Source organism: Desulforamulus ruminis DSM 2154 (genome assembly GCF_000215085.1).
Taxonomy (GTDB): domain Bacteria; phylum Bacillota; class Desulfotomaculia; order Desulfotomaculales; family Desulfotomaculaceae; genus Desulfotomaculum; species Desulfotomaculum ruminis.
Map to the genome: position 1 here is coordinate 1,971,507 of NC_015589.1, position 14,682 is coordinate 1,986,188.

General features: G+C 45.4%; 13 protein-coding genes and 1 pseudogene. 10 read left to right on the forward strand and 4 right to left on the reverse strand.

Going from position 1 to position 14,682, the window contains the following annotated elements; genetic code table 11:
* Positions 1-119 precede the first annotated feature (119 nt).
* The 3 genes from DESRU_RS09940 to guaB all read left to right on the forward strand — a co-directional run bounded on the left by DESRU_RS09940 (position 120) and on the right by guaB (position 2,582).
* Entirely contained in the window at positions 120-344 is a 225-nt protein-coding gene (locus DESRU_RS09940; protein ID WP_013841975.1) for a hypothetical protein, read from the forward strand.
* A 200-nt stretch (positions 345-544) separates the two neighbouring features.
* Positions 545-931 (forward strand): PadR family transcriptional regulator, encoded by a 387-nt coding sequence (locus tag DESRU_RS09945; protein ID WP_013841976.1) that lies wholly within the window; start codon positions 545-547, stop codon positions 929-931.
* 196 nt (positions 932-1,127) lie between these two features.
* The gene (gene guaB, locus DESRU_RS09950; protein WP_013841977.1) at positions 1,128-2,582 is read left to right on the forward strand and encodes an IMP dehydrogenase; all 1,455 of its coding nucleotides are present in this window, start codon (positions 1,128-1,130) and stop codon (positions 2,580-2,582) included.
* Between the two features lie 245 nt (positions 2,583-2,827).
* Here the strand turns inward: guaB and DESRU_RS09955 are convergent, their stop codons facing one another.
* A complete protein-coding gene (locus DESRU_RS09955; RefSeq protein WP_013841978.1) occupies positions 2,828-3,478 on the reverse strand; it encodes a GNAT family N-acetyltransferase in 651 nt (216 codons plus the stop codon).
* Between the two features lie 372 nt (positions 3,479-3,850).
* Between DESRU_RS09955 and DESRU_RS09960 the strand changes: the two genes are divergently transcribed.
* On the forward strand, positions 3,851-5,230 hold the full coding sequence (locus DESRU_RS09960; protein WP_013841979.1) for a coiled-coil domain-containing protein: 1,380 nt from the start codon (positions 3,851-3,853) through the stop codon (positions 5,228-5,230).
* 168 nt (positions 5,231-5,398) lie between these two features.
* Here DESRU_RS09960 and DESRU_RS09965 read toward each other — a convergent pair whose 3' ends face one another.
* Positions 5,399-6,178 carry a CpaE/TadZ family protein gene (locus DESRU_RS09965; protein ID WP_013841980.1) on the reverse strand — a complete coding sequence of 260 codons (780 nt, stop codon included), beginning with the start codon at positions 6,176-6,178 and terminating at the stop codon, positions 5,399-5,401.
* Between the two features lie 458 nt (positions 6,179-6,636).
* On the opposite strand from DESRU_RS09965, the gene DESRU_RS09970 reads away from it, so the two are divergent.
* Positions 6,637-7,176 carry an NUDIX hydrolase gene (locus DESRU_RS09970; RefSeq protein WP_013841981.1) on the forward strand — a complete coding sequence of 180 codons (540 nt, stop codon included), beginning with the start codon at positions 6,637-6,639 and terminating at the stop codon, positions 7,174-7,176.
* 75 nt (positions 7,177-7,251) lie between these two features.
* On the opposite strand, the gene minC is transcribed toward DESRU_RS09970, so the two are convergent.
* On the reverse strand, positions 7,252-7,941 hold the full coding sequence (gene minC, locus DESRU_RS09975) for a septum site-determining protein MinC (RefSeq protein ID WP_013841982.1): 690 nt from the start codon (positions 7,939-7,941) through the stop codon (positions 7,252-7,254).
* A 95-nt stretch (positions 7,942-8,036) separates the two neighbouring features.
* Positions 8,037-9,527 carry an MptA/MptB family glycosyltransferase gene (locus tag DESRU_RS09980; RefSeq protein WP_013841983.1) on the reverse strand — a complete coding sequence of 497 codons (1,491 nt, stop codon included), beginning with the start codon at positions 9,525-9,527 and terminating at the stop codon, positions 8,037-8,039.
* A 227-nt stretch (positions 9,528-9,754) separates the two neighbouring features.
* Here DESRU_RS09980 and DESRU_RS21845 point away from each other — a divergent pair.
* The 5 genes and pseudogenes from DESRU_RS21845 (at position 9,755) to DESRU_RS10005 (ending at position 14,571) form a co-directional block, all read left to right on the forward strand.
* Positions 9,755-10,931: pseudogene (locus DESRU_RS21845) on the forward strand (IS110 family RNA-guided transposase).
* A gap of 236 nt (positions 10,932-11,167) precedes the next feature.
* The gene (locus DESRU_RS09990) at positions 11,168-11,914 is read left to right on the forward strand and encodes a glycosyltransferase family 2 protein (RefSeq protein WP_013841984.1); all 747 of its coding nucleotides are present in this window, start codon (positions 11,168-11,170) and stop codon (positions 11,912-11,914) included.
* Positions 11,871-12,650: a glucose-1-phosphate cytidylyltransferase gene (gene rfbF / locus DESRU_RS09995; RefSeq protein ID WP_013841985.1), complete on the forward strand. Its 780-nt coding sequence runs from the start codon at positions 11,871-11,873 to the stop codon at positions 12,648-12,650. The genes DESRU_RS09990 and rfbF overlap by 44 nt, the downstream gene beginning before the upstream one ends.
* Positions 12,650-13,639: a GDP-mannose 4,6-dehydratase gene (locus DESRU_RS10000; protein WP_041275715.1), complete on the forward strand. Its 990-nt coding sequence runs from the start codon at positions 12,650-12,652 to the stop codon at positions 13,637-13,639. Before rfbF ends, DESRU_RS10000 begins: the two co-directional genes overlap by 1 nt.
* Before the next feature lie 14 nt (positions 13,640-13,653).
* Positions 13,654-14,571, forward strand: a complete 918-nt coding sequence (locus DESRU_RS10005; RefSeq protein ID WP_013841987.1) for an NAD-dependent epimerase/dehydratase family protein — start codon at positions 13,654-13,656, stop codon at positions 14,569-14,571.
* Positions 14,572-14,682: the final 111 nt, after the last annotated feature.

Below are 14,682 nucleotides of genomic sequence, written 5' to 3' on the forward strand. Positions count from 1 at the left end.
TTTGAGCGGGAAGGAAACGGTTGCTGAAATTGCACCGCCCGGATATCCTTGATTTTTGGATAACCGGATGGGAATAGAGAAAAACTAATCCCATGAGAAAACGTGGGAGGTGCCATGGTATGGAGGAATATTTAAGATCCAGAGTTCCCTGGAGTACGGAACCCAGTCTGGAAACCAAGGCGGAAGAAGTGGGCGTTAACTTTGATGCCTTAATTGAAGGCATAAAAAATAACCATTCGGATGAAGAAATGGCTGCCGAGTTTGGCGTCACGCCAAAAACCATTGAATACCTTAAGGATCATTTTATGACCAAAGGCATTGGTTCCATCATGGGACAGGATTAAAAGGACCAACCCGGGCTGAGGGGGCAACTCCACCGCCCGGGTTTTTTAAATAAGATTTATGGCTGATTGGTTGTCCCGTAAATCTTTTCATTTGTAATGGCATTGCCTTTACGGATTTTCCAGTAATTGTATATGTATTGACACTTTTTCTTTTTAAATATATTATATTTTGATTAAATATAATACTCGGGGTGATCTAAATGACTTTCCCTACCAAAAAATGCCCTTGCGAAGGCGGCACCTTAACAAGGTTTATACAGCCGGTGATTCTTACCACTCTTACCGATGGCGATGATCACGGTTATAGTATTCTGCTGAAGATTTCTACAGCCCTGCTTTGGAAAGATAGCAAGCCGGATGCCTCGGGTCTCTACCGTACCCTTAAAGACATGGAAGAGAGGGGACTTGTAACGTCATATCTTGATACCACCAATACGAGAAATATCGGGAAAAGAGTTTTTTCCATAACTGAAGCTGGTTTGGAATGTATGTTTAAATGGGAAACCACACTTAGAGAGTATCAACAAGGTATTGACGAGATCATTAACAATATTAAGCTGGTTAGAATAAAAGGAAAGAAAAATTGATGTTTTAAACTATGATACCGGACAAAAGGCTTTTGAAAAGCAAATTCTTGTTTTAAATTATAGTTCGGTATAATAATAGAGGTAAAATAAAGTGCCCGGTCAGTGAATTGGTAGCAACCGTAACTTTCCTGTGTTATAATAGACGAATACATTTTTGACAATTTATAAAAATTATGAAGGGAGAGTGGCAGAAAAAATGTACCCAGAAAAATTTGCTAAAGTTGGACTTACCTTTGATGACGTGTTGCTTGTTCCGGCAGCTTCCGAAGTGTTACCCAGGCTGGTAGATACATCGACCTATCTCACCGGAGATATTCAATTGAATATTCCCCTCATGAGCGCCGGTATGGATACAGTAACTGAGTCCAGGATGGCCATCGCCATGGCCCGGGAAGGCGGCATTGGAGTTATTCATAAAAATATGTCCATTACCCGGCAGGCCCTGGAAGTAGACCGGGTAAAACGTTCCGAACACGGTATTATTACCGACCCAATTTTTTTATCCCCGGAAAGTCCCGTTAAAGAAGCCCATGAATTGATGGAAAGATACCATATTTCCGGAGTACCGATTACGGTTGAAGGAAAATTGGTGGGCATTCTTACCAACCGGGACTTGCGTTTTGAGTCGGACATGGACCGCCGCTGCGGCGAAATCATGACCAAAGAGGGCTTAATTACCGCTTCTGTGGGGACAACCCTGGAAGCCGCCAAAGAGATTTTGATGAGACATAAAGTGGAAAAACTGCCCATTGTTGATGAACAGAATAATTTAAAGGGTTTAATCACCATTAAAGATATAAAAAAGGCCAAAGAATATCCCAATTCCGCTAAAGATCCCAAGGGCCGCTTACGGGTGGCTGCAGCGGTTGGCGTTGCTTCGGACACCATGGAAAGGGTGGCGGCTTTGGTTAAGTCCAAAGTGGATATCATTGTGGTGGATACCGCCCACGGACATTCCAATCTGGTTGTGCAAACCGTTAAAAAAATCCGGGACGCCTATCCGGATCTAAACATCATCGCCGGCAATGTAGCCACCGCGCAAGCCACCAAGGATTTAATTGAAGCCGGAGCCAATGCCATTAAGGTGGGGATTGGACCTGGTTCTATTTGTACCACCAGGGTGGTGGCGGGGGTTGGCGTTCCCCAAATTACAGCCATCTATGATTGTGCCCAGGAAGCGCAAAAATACGGGATTCCGGTCATTGCGGACGGTGGCATTAAGTTTTCCGGTGACGTAACCAAAGCCATTGCCGCCGGAGCCAGTGTGGTTATGCTGGGAAGCGTTCTGGCCGGCACCGAAGAAAGCCCTGGGGAAAAGGAAATATTCCAGGGACGCAGTTATAAGGTTTACAGGGGCATGGGTTCCCTGGGAGCCATGAAGGAAGGAAGCGGCGACCGTTATTTTCAAGAACAGGCCAAGAAAATGGTGCCGGAAGGAGTTGAAGGCCGGGTTCCTTTTAAAGGATCTCTGGCGGATACCGTCTTTCAATTGATCGGTGGATTGAAAGCCGGCATGGGGTACTGCGGATGCCGGGATATTGAAGAACTGAAAGTAAAAGGACAATTCATTCGCATTACACCTGCGGGTCTTAAGGAAAGTCATCCTCATGGTGTTAATATTACAAAAGAGGCTCCCAACTATAGTTTTTAAAAAGTTTGGCTCCTGCAGTGCTGCAGGAGCCTTTGCTTTTCCGGTGTTTTAGCATTTCAGTAAAAAATGGAACACGGATTTAACGGATAATAAGGATTTACACGGATATTAAACAAAAATTTAATCCGTGAGAATCCGTAAAATCTGTTAAATCCGTGTTTTGTTGTTTTTAGTTTCTGTTTCTTAGGATGTAAATTTAAGCGGGTGTTGTGTGGCTCGCCCCGCTAGGCTTTCTGGGAAATATTTTATTGCCCCTTATTTAAGAAAGTTAATTCTTCAAAGCGTTGCAGGGCTTCTTTGGGTACATTTTTACCAAACCGGACCATCATGGCATTGGCCGGGTGCTCGGTGATATCCGGGTCGTCGGTGGATCTTTTGTGCAGGCCCACGGTGGAAAATAACCTGGTTAACATTTTTTGATAATTCATTAGGGTTAACCCACTATTTTTTATATCCCAGTGCCAGCAAAACTCAATGGTAATAATAATGTGGTTTTCTACAAAGTTGTTGGAAAAGGCTTCCAGGAGCAGGTAATGGGCAATTTTATACTGGCGCCACTCAGGACTGACCTCTACCGCCCCTAATTCCAAAACGTAGGGATGCTTGCTCCAACGGCTGTATTCATCCGGATAGTGAAAAGTGACATACCCAATAATGTTTTCCTGTACCCTGGCAATAAAAACTTTTCCTTCGGGCAGATTGGATATTAACATGAGCGCTTCCTGCTGCCGGGCCGGAGGGCGGAAATTACGAAGACCGCCATCCATTTTTAAACGGGAAATGTATTCACAGGTACAGGGACCTTCCAAATGGATCATACCATAGGGGGTTTTGAGCACACCGTTTTCCGGTCTAACCTTTGGATCTTTGGATTCTGAATTAAAGGCAATGCTCAAAGAAATCACCTCCCTGCCGACCGTTTAGACAGACATATCAACTGCTTAAGTATAAAAATTAACCTTTCAGTTTATTATATGTTACTTGTGCCGTTTTTTACAAGCATTTACACCTTTTTTCTATCAATGAAACGCAACTTAAAATTGTAAAAAAAATTTGACAAATCAGCACCCATAACCAGCCGGAACGACACCGGTTGTTTTGAACAAGTCATAATTCGGCGGTCAATGTAAACAGAGGGCAAAAGTTGTAGGAAATATTTTACAATTCTTAGCAGGGAAGTTATAAAACAAAGGGAATATTAGAAATGTAAAAGGCATATAATTCCAGAATTGCCGTTTTATATTAATATAGGAAGGTGATGGGTTGCGGTGACGGCCAAATTAAATTCTTTAACCGATGTGCTAAAGAAAACACTTTTCTTTTTTGATGGACTATCCGTTGAAGAGATAACCCCATATGTTCAGAAAAAGATGCTGCAGGACTATCATCCGGAAAAGGTCGGAGAAAGGGTAACCCTTTGCCTGAAGCAGCATACCTGTTTTTATTCAGATGAAAATGGAAAATGGCGATTAAAACTGCAGGGTTATCCGGAAAATGATTATTTTTACGCCATGCTGATTAAGCGTCAGCAGCCCATCGGCCTGCGTCAAGTGGTAAGCAACCCGGTGGCTAAGAAAAAAAGAATTCGCAAATTGGCTGAAGAAGCGGCTTTAATGCCCGACGGCCGATTTATCCAACTGGATAACGGAAATTGGGGATTAACGGAATGGAATGTTGAAGCAGAACAGTATTCCTTAAAACATTTGGTCATAAAAGCTTTAAAGCTTCATCAGGGTGGCATGTCCAGCCAGCAGGTCTTTGAACTGGTCAGCGAGTGGAGGAACACCAGCAGAGCGGCGGTATTGCAAGTTCTAAACAAATTCCCCTATTTTGAAAATATGAGTCAGGATGTTTGGACCTATAATCCTCAATCTCATCGTTTGTATGACGATTTGATTAAACGGTATTTAAAAATGCTGAACAAACAAAAGAAACAATGGCAGCAGGAACGGAACAAATGGATGCAAAAGAATGAGCATTTATCCGCCCAACTGCAGGAAATTGGCTCGGCCCAGCGAGAAGCGGCGGCAGCACTGGCCCAGCGGGCTGCGGTGGTGGAGCAATATAATCAACTGGCTACCCAGTTGTCCGAAAAGGATTTGCTCCTAAATCTACGGAAAAAAGAAATCTTACGCTACCGTCATGAATTGGAAAGAACGGAAAATAAGGCCAACAGTATTCTTTATCAGTGCCGGCTGTGGGTACGGAAGGCCAATGAGGCCGAAAATGAAGCAATGCGTTTAAAGCAGTCCGGAGAAAAAAATCAAAACAATTTGGAGGGAATGTTTACAAAATTACAGCAGTATAAAGAGCGGGACCGGGAAAATAAAGCCCGTCTGGCGGAATTAAAGGAACGCTACAGCACCAGGGTGGCCGAACTGCAAACAGAAATCGTTGAATTAAAGCAAAAGCTGGAGAAATATCAGCACATGGCAAGCCTGGAAGAGAGGCGTCTACAGCAGGACATCCAGACTTTGAGCAATGATTTAAAGGAGGCCCTGGAAGGCGGAGAAAATCTGCAAAAAACTCTTCGTTTAACCCAGGAAGAGCTGAGCCGGGTTCAAGCGGAAAAACAGGAAGTGGAATCGAGATTAAATCGTCCCCTGGTAAAGCTGGTGAACAAAGTCAGCCATTTATTTGGCTGGTAGTTTAAATTGTAAAAGGACGGTGCTGAAAACTTAGCACCTAAAAAAGGAATATTATAATCAAAAAGCGTCCCTCTTCCTCATTCAAGTGGAATAAGGACGCTTATAATTTTTGTTATATCCATAGAAGTGGGGCTGTAAAAATACGATAAACAAGTTTCGGCAAGGCTTTCAGGATAGTATACCTAGTTCATCTACCACACTCCCGATGGCTTGAACAAAGGACGGATTTTTCTCGGGTTGGGAAACGATCAGATGAATATCCTCCGTTTGTGTATCATAAGAGGGTGAAATAGATCCTGATAAGACAGGAATAATGCCCATCACCTTTAGTCCCGATTCTTTTTCCAATTCTTCCACCGGAATTTGAAGCGGGTTCGGTATTTTATTAAGCACAATTCTAAAATGATCGGTGTCGTAACCCATGTCATTTAGATCCCGTAGATAATGAACCAGATCCTTAACATTATATCTGAAATTATCCATTACAATTAAGACCAGATCCGCCTCTTGGAGAACAACCTGATTGTAGTCCCGGTTGCTGCTGTCAGTATCCAGGATAAGCAAATCATAGGGCATCTTTTTTAGATTTCTTACGGTGGTTCTTAACTTCTGGGCAATATCCTCATCATTGGCAAGCTTTTTTGAGTTTTCACTGGAAAGCACTTTAAGGCCGCTTTGATGGTTCAAAAAGAATTCTTCCAGTTGTTCTTTAGAAAATTGAATATCAAAAAAAGGTTTAGTATCTGACTGTTTGGTAATCTCTTGCAAAAGATCTTCCAGGTTAGGTTTGCTTGGCAGTCCCAGAGCACGCCGGTGCGGATCGGCAATAAAATCCAGGTCCGCCAGTATTACCTGACGGCCTTGCAATTGAACAAAGCCAGCCAGTTCTTTGGCGATCTTAGTCTTACCTTCTCTGGGATGAATGCTGTGTATAACAACGGTTTTCATCAATTACCTCCTGAAACATAAAAGATGTTATTAAAACAATAACATTTTCGAATTAAGATGACAATAAACCATACTTCATTATTTAAAGCTTGCTGAACTAATCCTGTTTTAATCAAAAAACCTCTGTTCAAATCTTATTTTATACTTAATTTTGCCGTTTCAAATAGAAATGATCACAAATCTTTATATAAGGTTATCCATTTTGCCATTGAGACAGTACAATCTGGACAAATATAGATAATAATGGTCAAGGCCCTGGCAATTGCTACGGTTGTAGTTGACATAAAGGGGAGCTCCTTAACTACTGTCAAGAAATAATTTAAACATTTCTAGAAACTTCTTTCTAAAGCAGTTCATTTTCGATTAATATTCTAGCTTAAGAAATTTTAGCGGGAAGGATATGGAAAATCATCGAGGAAATAATAAAGAAGCGATTGGTTAACAAGGGGGGGTATCGAATGGAACAGGAATTTAAAGAAAAGACTCTATCCAGTAAAATGATTTATCAGGGAAAAATATTAAACTTGAGAGTGGACCAGGTGCTGCTTCCCAACAACAAAGAAGGAACCCGGGAGGTAGTGGAGTTTTCCGGGGCAGTGGCGATTGTTGCCATCACAGAGGATAAAAAGGTGCTGCTGGTGAGCCAGTATCGTTACCCGGTAGGAGAAGTTTTATTGGAAATCCCGGCGGGTAAAATGGACAGTCAGGAAAGTCCTGAAGCATGCGCCCGCAGGGAATTAAAGGAGGAGACCGGTTACTCTGCAGCCTTGATGCAAAAAATAGCGGAATTTTATACCACTCCGGGATTTACCACCGAGTTAATGCATGTTTATTTAGCCCGGGACTTGACCGGCGGCGAGCAGAGTCCCGACGAAGATGAGTTTGTCAGAGTTGAATCTTTTACCCTGGAAGAGGCGATCCAGATGATTTTGCACGGAAAGATCCGGGATGGCAAATCCATTACCGGGTTGTTGGCAGCCTATTACTTATTAAAATAGCTTCTTTTTTAAAACGAAAGTTCTGCATGAAAAACCCGGCCCCTTTGAATTTGGGTCCGGGTCCATTTCTTTTGGTTAGTTTTTACCCAAAGGCCTGCTGCTGTTATAGGCTGCTACAATAATCTGGCCTTCTTTGGAAAGGTAAGCCACTTCAGGATAGAAAGTCTCCTGCTGGGCTTCCGAAGGAGCACAGGCAATGGAAGAGCCGATTCTTAGCTGAGAGGGCGATAAGCGGTGGGCAATAACCCGGGCACTGAGATCCCCGGCTGCCCCGGCATGAACCACTCCCCGGCAATTGCCCATGACCATGACATTGCCATAGGCTACCACTTCAGAGCCCGGATGGATATCCCCCAGTACCAGCACGTGACCGGGATAATGAATTCGCTGTCCTGAACGGAGTCCCCTTTTGACTAATAACGTGTCTCCTTTTTCGCTGTTAACCTTCCCGGCAGACTGATGAGCGCTCTCCAGCGGGGGCTGTTGAGAAGCAGCCGGGGGGCTGCTTTCCTTTGGGGTTGTGATCTTAACCCGGATATCGGGCTGGTAAATCAAGCCATATTGCTGACAAATATTTTCAAGTTCTTTTCTGTGCTCTTGGGCTGCCGGTTCCTGGTAAAAAGCAAACTCAGCCCCCTGAAAGAACCCCCTGGCGGCTTTCATTTTTTGATGAAGATTGGAGCGTATATCGTCAAAGTCCTTTTGTGGATCAAAAAATATTAACAGACCATGCCGGGTCCCTTTAATACTGACAACTTCATTCATTGAAGTCACCTTCCAATTATTTCATTTTAAATATTCATTCGACTAGGGACGACGAATTCCTTCTGATTCCATTCTAAAAAACCCATAAAAGGGAATTATTTGTCCGAAGGTCGGAATAACCGTTCCTTCAGTTCCGGAATAAAAAACCCCATGGGAAGCCAGGCAATCAAAAAGGTAGTAAGCTGAACATAAAAGCTAACATTAGCAAACAGCATTTGCGGAATTCGTGAAAGTTCGGCGGTCAATGTCAGGAATAGAGCCATTTGAGACAAGGGGTTGGGCCATGGGGTTAGGGCTGCCAAAGGAACCAGCCAGGCAAGATACCAAGGCTGAAACCACTTATTCGCCAGCAGCAGATAAAGAACCAGAATCCAAATACCGGAGTTCATTAAATGACCGAGGCTGGCGGGATGGGACCTTTGTTGCCAAAGGTCCCGGAGCAGCAGCGCCAGAAAGAGACAGGACAATCCCAGGGAAATCCCATAAAAGAGAATCTCCTTGGGATAACCGGGAAAAAGTTGGTAAAGGATCGCAGAAATTAAGGCGTGCAGGGATTTAATGGAGTAGAAATTTATTTGCCGGTTTAATCCTTCCAGGGTTTTAAGGCCTTCCCAATAAGGGTAAAAAGTCAGGGAAATTACTCCTAAGGACAGAAGGCTTCCCCAAAGGAGGGCCTGCTGTCGTCCCTTTTGGTATAGCCACAAGGCAAAATGAGGGATCAACAGGACGGGAGTATATTTTATCAAGGCAGCCAAGATCAAACCCGGAAGGGTAAAAATCCCCCGTACAGTGGAAAGGGCATAAACCGCTAAAATTAAAAAGGTCAGCAAAAGAGCATCGTTATGAGCGTGACCTGGAAGTTCAAATAGAAGTAAGGGATTCCAACCGTAGATTAACATGGCTTGAGCCGGATTTAAGTTGATTTTACGGGCTGTCAGGCCTACCAGAGCGGTGTTGAATAAGTGAACCAGCCCGGCTAAAAGCTTAAATAAAAAGAGCGCCGGATAGAAATGATTTCCGGCCAGAGATACCGTCCAACCGCTTATAGCCGTCCAGAGGGGGCCATAAACACTGGTTAAAAAACCCCAGCCGGTGCTGCTTAAAAAGGGATCGGAAGACCACCCGCTGATTTGCCGGGCCGAAGTGAGGTAAGGATTTACCTGGTAAAAGCTTTGCAGGCGGCCGGTGGACATATAATAAAAAACATCCTGGCAAGCAAAGGGAAAGGTCAAGACTAAAATAAGTGTAAAAACAGCAGTCCAACCCAAAATGCTCTTTTTTTCCTTCACTTTTGCCTTTGCCCCGATAGAACAAAAGTAAAGGAAAAAAACGCCCCCAAAAATCAATCCGAGGAATAAAGACTGCCCCAGCCGTTGCAGCCACTCCAGTTGATTTATCAGTACATAGGAGGAGGAAAGCGGATTCAATGGATAGCCGCCCCAATAACCGATCAAGCTGGGTAACAGCAGGAGGAACCAGAGACCCGTTAGCAAAAAACCGCTATTAGAGATATTTAAAAAAAAGATTGACATCAACCGGTTTTTCATGCTTTCACCTTGTATAATGGAGTCCGGAAAGGGCTCCATTACCTTTCTCCCGATTATGGGTTAAAATGTTGTCTGCGCTGTGGATTGGTTTGATCACCTACAGCGGTACGGCCGACTGGTTATACCTTAGAGGCTACAACCACAGCTTCATGCTCATTTGTTTATCGGTTGGATAGCGCATTGGACGCTTCATATCGGACAAGGATACATTCAGCATGAAGTGCGTGGACACACAGCGCCAAAATCAATCAATGGGAGATGATTCTTTGATCTACGTGGGTATCGATGTAGCGTCCCGGAAACACGACTGCTGCATCCTGAATCGCGATGGCTCCGCCCTCTTTGAAAACTTCACCTTTACCAATGACCGCAACGGTTTTGAGACGCTGATAAGCAACATCGTTTCCTTAAAATCGGCTTCCGGATCTCTAAACGTAAAAATAGGGCTGGAATCCACCGGCCATTTCAGCACGAATCTCACAAACTTTCTCATTGGACAGGGGTTTGAAGTCACTACCTTCAATCCCCTCCATGTCAATCTATACCGTAAGGCACAGACTCTGAGAAAAACCAAGACCGACAAGTCGGATGCAAGATTCCTGGCTGCCATGCTCTTCTCCGATGACACCAAGCCCTATTCTCCCGCATCATATCATATCTCCGAGCTGAAAGCACTAACCCGGCACCGGTTTCGTCTGCTTTCTATACGCTCTAAACTGAAAACGTCCTATAACCGGCAGCTTACGATCCTCTTTCCGGCTTCATACGGCCGTCTGGTCCATCCATCAGAATTCTTGTCTTGCCCTCCTCAGCCAGTTCCCCTCCGCTCAGGCCATCGCCCAATGTCATTTGACTCGCCTTACGAGCCTCCTTGCAGAAGCCTCACAAGGAAGGTATGGCAGAGAGAAGGCGATCCAGATTCGTGAGCTTGCCAAGGTTTCTATCGGTTCCTGCTCTCCTGCGCTCAGCTTCGAGCTGGTCCAGACGATTCAAACCGTCCGTTTTCTCCAGACTCAGATCACTGCCATTGATGCCCGCATCAGGGAGGTTATGGTGGAGCTCGATTCTCCCATTCTCACGGTACCGGGCATTTCTTATACCCTTGGAGCCATCATCCTGGCCGAGGTCGGCGACATTACTCGCTTTGCCACTCCGGCTAAGCTCCTTGCTTTTGCCGGTCTGGACCCTTCTACTTATCAGTCCGGTAAGTTCTCCGCCAATTCCACTCCGATGGTCAAGCGCGGTTCCTCTTATCTCCGCTGGGCTTTAATAAACGCCGCTAGACTTATTGCCATGCGCGACCCCACCTTCAAGTCTTATATGGCGAAGAAAAAATCCGAAGGTAAGCATCAATTTGTCGCTTTGAGCCATGTCGGCAAAAAACTTGTTCGTGTGATCTTCAGTCTGCTTAAAAACAACTCCATTTTTATCCCTCAGGCCTAACCGTTCCTTTCTCTTTTTGCTGCCGGATATCCCGACAGTTTGCTTAAGCATGCCTTTTTTCGCTACTACTTTTTACTTCCTTCTCTTATTTTTCTCTTGACTTCATATAGTTGGTCTTATTTACTATGGTTTGGTTATTATTACCAATTATTTCCGGGTTATACCGGGTATAGAGCGGTATCATCCTGGTGAAACTCGGTATTGGAAAATATATTGCTGGTAAAAGGAGCCTATTCATGTCTGCTCAAAAGGCAAAACTATCTTTAATTATTCCCATGTATAACGAAGGGGAGGTGGCTAAAAAGGTTGTTGATGAGCTTCAGGAAGAGTTCAACCGTGCCCGGATTAACTATGAACTGGTGCTGGTGGACAATGGCTCCACCGATCACACCGGTGAAATTTTACTTAAAATGGCTGAAGAAGATCCCCGGATTAAAGTGATTCGAATCCGCCGCAACCAGGGATACGGCTGGGGGATTATCAACGGGTTGCGCTGGGCCAGTGGGGAATATCTGGGGTTTATGGGCGGAGACGGACAAATTGAAGCGGGAGATGTGGTACGGGTTTATCAGGAAATGATCAAAGGTCATCACTCGCTGTGCAAAGCAAGACGGTTTAAAAGAAAGGACGGCTTATTGAGAAATATTATATCTCTCATATTTAATAAGCTTTTTGTATATACATTTAAGGTAAATGTTGGAGACATTAATGCCACACCTAAAATCATGACCCGAAGCCTCTATAACCGGTTAAATCTTTCCAGCAAAGACTGGTTTCTCGATGCGGAAATTTTGCTTAAGTCCAGTTCCCTGGGGGTAGCGGTGGCAGAAATACCGGTTGTATTTCACTCCCGCCAGGGGGGTTCCTCAAACGTAAAAATGGGTACGGTGTGGGAATTTTTGCGTAACATGACCGCCTATCGGTTAAGGAGGAGCAGGCATGAAGGTAGCGATATTGTGTGGCGGGAAGGGGACCCGGCTTAAAGAAGAAACGGTATTCCGACCCAAACCCTTGGTGGGAATCGGAGAAAAGCCCATTCTCTGGCACATCATGAATCTTTATTCTTTTTATGGTTTTAAGGATTTCATCTTATGCCTGGGCTACCAGGGGGAAATGATTAAGCAGTACTTCTTAAATTATGAATTAATGAACAGTGATTTTACCGTTGAATTTTCCAAAGAACATCAAATATCCCTGCACAAAAAACCCTGTTTGGATTGGCGGGTGACCCTGGCGGATACCGGAATGGAGTCCATGACCGGGTGCCGGCTAAAGAAAATTGAAAACTATATTGGCGATGATCCCGATTTTATGGTGACCTACGGAGACGGTCTGGCCAATGTCAATGTGCAGAAACTGGCAGCCTACCACCGGAATCACGGTGCCATCGCCACGGTAACCGGAGTTCGCCCCCTGTCAAGGTTTGGTGAGTTGGATGTTGTGGAGGACAGGGTACAGGAGTTTCGTGAAAAGACTCAAGTGAAACAGGGTTGGATTAACGGGGGATTTTTTGTTTTCCGACGGGAATTTTTTAGTTATCTGACCAGTGAAGAAACTTGCGTGTTGGAGCAAGAACCCCTGGAGCGTTTGGCCCGGGACGGGCAGCTAAGAATATTTAAACATGGGGGTTTCTGGCAGTGCATGGATACCTACCGGGATATGGAACAACTTAATCAACTCTGGCGTGGGGGAAAGGCCCCTTGGGAGGTTTGGAAATGATGGGGGAATGGCAGGGTAAATCTGTCCTGGTAACCGGATGCACCGGAATGATCGGGAGCTGGTTAACGGAACGACTGGTTGAGGAAGGAGCCGGCATCGTTGGTATTGTCCGGGACCATGTGCCAAAGAGTTATCTTTTTTTAAAGGGTATTCATAAAAAGATAAACCTTACCTTTGGGGATATTACGGATTTTCATCTGATCAACCGTGTACTGGCGGAATATGAAGTGGACACTGTTTTCCATCTGGCGGCCCAAACCATTGTGACCATTGCCAACCGTTCGCCCATGTCTACCTTTGAAACCAATATTCGGGGAACTTGGACTTTACTGGAGGCCTGCCGCCTTTCACCCACCGTGGAGCGAGTGGTGGTAGCCTCCAGCGATAAGGCCTACGGGCAGCGGGAGGATCTACCCTATATCGAGGAACACCCGTTGGAAGGCAGGCACCCCTATGATGTTTCCAAATCCTGTACCGATCTAATTGCCCGGAGTTTTTACCATACCTATGGATTGCCTGTGGCGGTCTCCAGACTGGCCAATGTCTTTGGCGGGGGCGATCTAAATTTCAATCGTATTATACCGGGCACCATTCAATCCCTGTTACAGAACAGGACACCGGTGATCCGTAGTGATGGCACTCCCCTGCGGGAATATATTTATGTACGGGATGCTGTTGAAGCTTATCTGGTCTTAGCTCGCAATGTTCACCGGCAGGAGGTCGCCGGCCAGGCTTTTAATTTTGGTCCCCACCGGCCTTATAGCGTGCTGGAAATCGTAGAAGCTGTGGTCAAGGCTGCAGGGCTGTCTTTAAAACCCGATATTCGTGGAAAAAGTTTTTTCAACGGTGAAATTCCGCATCAGTACAGTGACAGCAGTAAAGCCAGAAGCCGTTTGGAATGGTATCCCCAATGGGAATTGCCGGAAGGCTTGGTGGAGACCATTGCCTGGTACCGTGATTTCTTTGAGAGGATGAAGGTTGTGGGGTAAAGAAGCAGCGGATTTTGGTAACCGGGGCGGGAGGATTTATTGGCCGGCACCTGCTAAAGAGGCTGACTGGGGAAACAGTGGAAATCGGCGCCCTGGTTAGAAATAAAGACCCCCTTTCCTTTATGCCAACCCATAAGGTAAGCCTCCTTTGCGGTGACCTTTTGGATGAGGTCCGTCTCCGGAAAATCATAAAGGAATTTAGCCCGGACCAGGTCTTTCACCTGGCCGGGGTCAGACCCCGGGGAAAAACCCGGAAGATTGTGCAACAGGCCTATCAGGGTAATTTAACGGCTACCATGAACCTGCTGGGTTGCCTGCAGGAATCCTCCTGCCGAGCCATTGTGCTGCTGGGCAGTACCGAGGAGTATGGCCTCGGGCCGGGGCCCTTCCGGGAAGATCAACCCCCTTGTCCTGTTTCCGCCTACGGCGCTTCCAAGGCTGCGGCCAACCAATGGGCTCTCCTGAATCACCGTTATTTTAATGATCCTATTTCTGTGGTCCGTCCGACCCTGGTCTACGGTCCCGGGCAGAGGAATCACCTTTTTCTGGGCCAGTTAATGGAGTCGCTGGCCCAAGGACAGCCCTTTGCCATGACCGCCGGAGAGCAGAAACGAGATTTTTTGTTTGTGGATGACTTGGTGGAAACTTTATGTTTGGTCGCAGAAAAACCGGAAACCAGAGGGCGTGTCCTAAACATTGGTAGCGGCAGATCCATCTCCATCCGTGAGGTGGCGGAAAAAGTTGGCTGCTTGATGGGACGACAGTCCCTGCTAAAAATCGGTGCCTTGGATTATTCCCCGGAGGACCCTTTTGATTACCGGGTGGATATTTCACTAGCCCACCGGCTGTTAAAATGGAAGCCCCGGACAACCCTGGAAGAAGGCTTGCAGAAAACGATACAGTGGTATCAAGATAACTTTAAAAACATGTAAAATACAGGGCCTAACGGCCCTATAAATATGTCCATAAATCTTGACATGATCTGATATAATTAATTTTAAAACTAGTCAGTTAATTTTGAATTTAAAGGGTTAAAAAATGGA

Coding starts and splice junctions, on each gene's coding strand:
- DESRU_RS09940 (WP_013841975.1), top strand. CDS start 120: ATGGAGGAATATTTAAGATCCAGAGTTCCCTGGAGTACGGAACCCAGT.
- DESRU_RS09945 (WP_013841976.1), top strand. CDS start 545: ATGACTTTCCCTACCAAAAAATGCCCTTGCGAAGGCGGCACCTTAACA.
- guaB (WP_013841977.1), top strand. CDS start 1,128: ATGTACCCAGAAAAATTTGCTAAAGTTGGACTTACCTTTGATGACGTG.
- DESRU_RS09965 (WP_013841980.1), bottom strand. CDS start 6,178: ATGAAAACCGTTGTTATACACAGCATTCATCCCAGAGAAGGTAAGACT.
- DESRU_RS09970 (WP_013841981.1), top strand. CDS start 6,637: ATGGAACAGGAATTTAAAGAAAAGACTCTATCCAGTAAAATGATTTAT.
- minC (WP_013841982.1), bottom strand. CDS start 7,941: ATGAATGAAGTTGTCAGTATTAAAGGGACCCGGCATGGTCTGTTAATA.
- DESRU_RS09980 (WP_013841983.1), bottom strand. CDS start 9,527: ATGGAGCCCTTTCCGGACTCCATTATACAAGGTGAAAGCATGAAAAAC.
- DESRU_RS09990 (WP_013841984.1), top strand. CDS start 11,168: ATGTCTGCTCAAAAGGCAAAACTATCTTTAATTATTCCCATGTATAAC.
- rfbF (WP_013841985.1), top strand. CDS start 11,871: ATGAAGGTAGCGATATTGTGTGGCGGGAAGGGGACCCGGCTTAAAGAA.
- DESRU_RS10000 (WP_041275715.1), top strand. CDS start 12,650: ATGGGGGAATGGCAGGGTAAATCTGTCCTGGTAACCGGATGCACCGGA.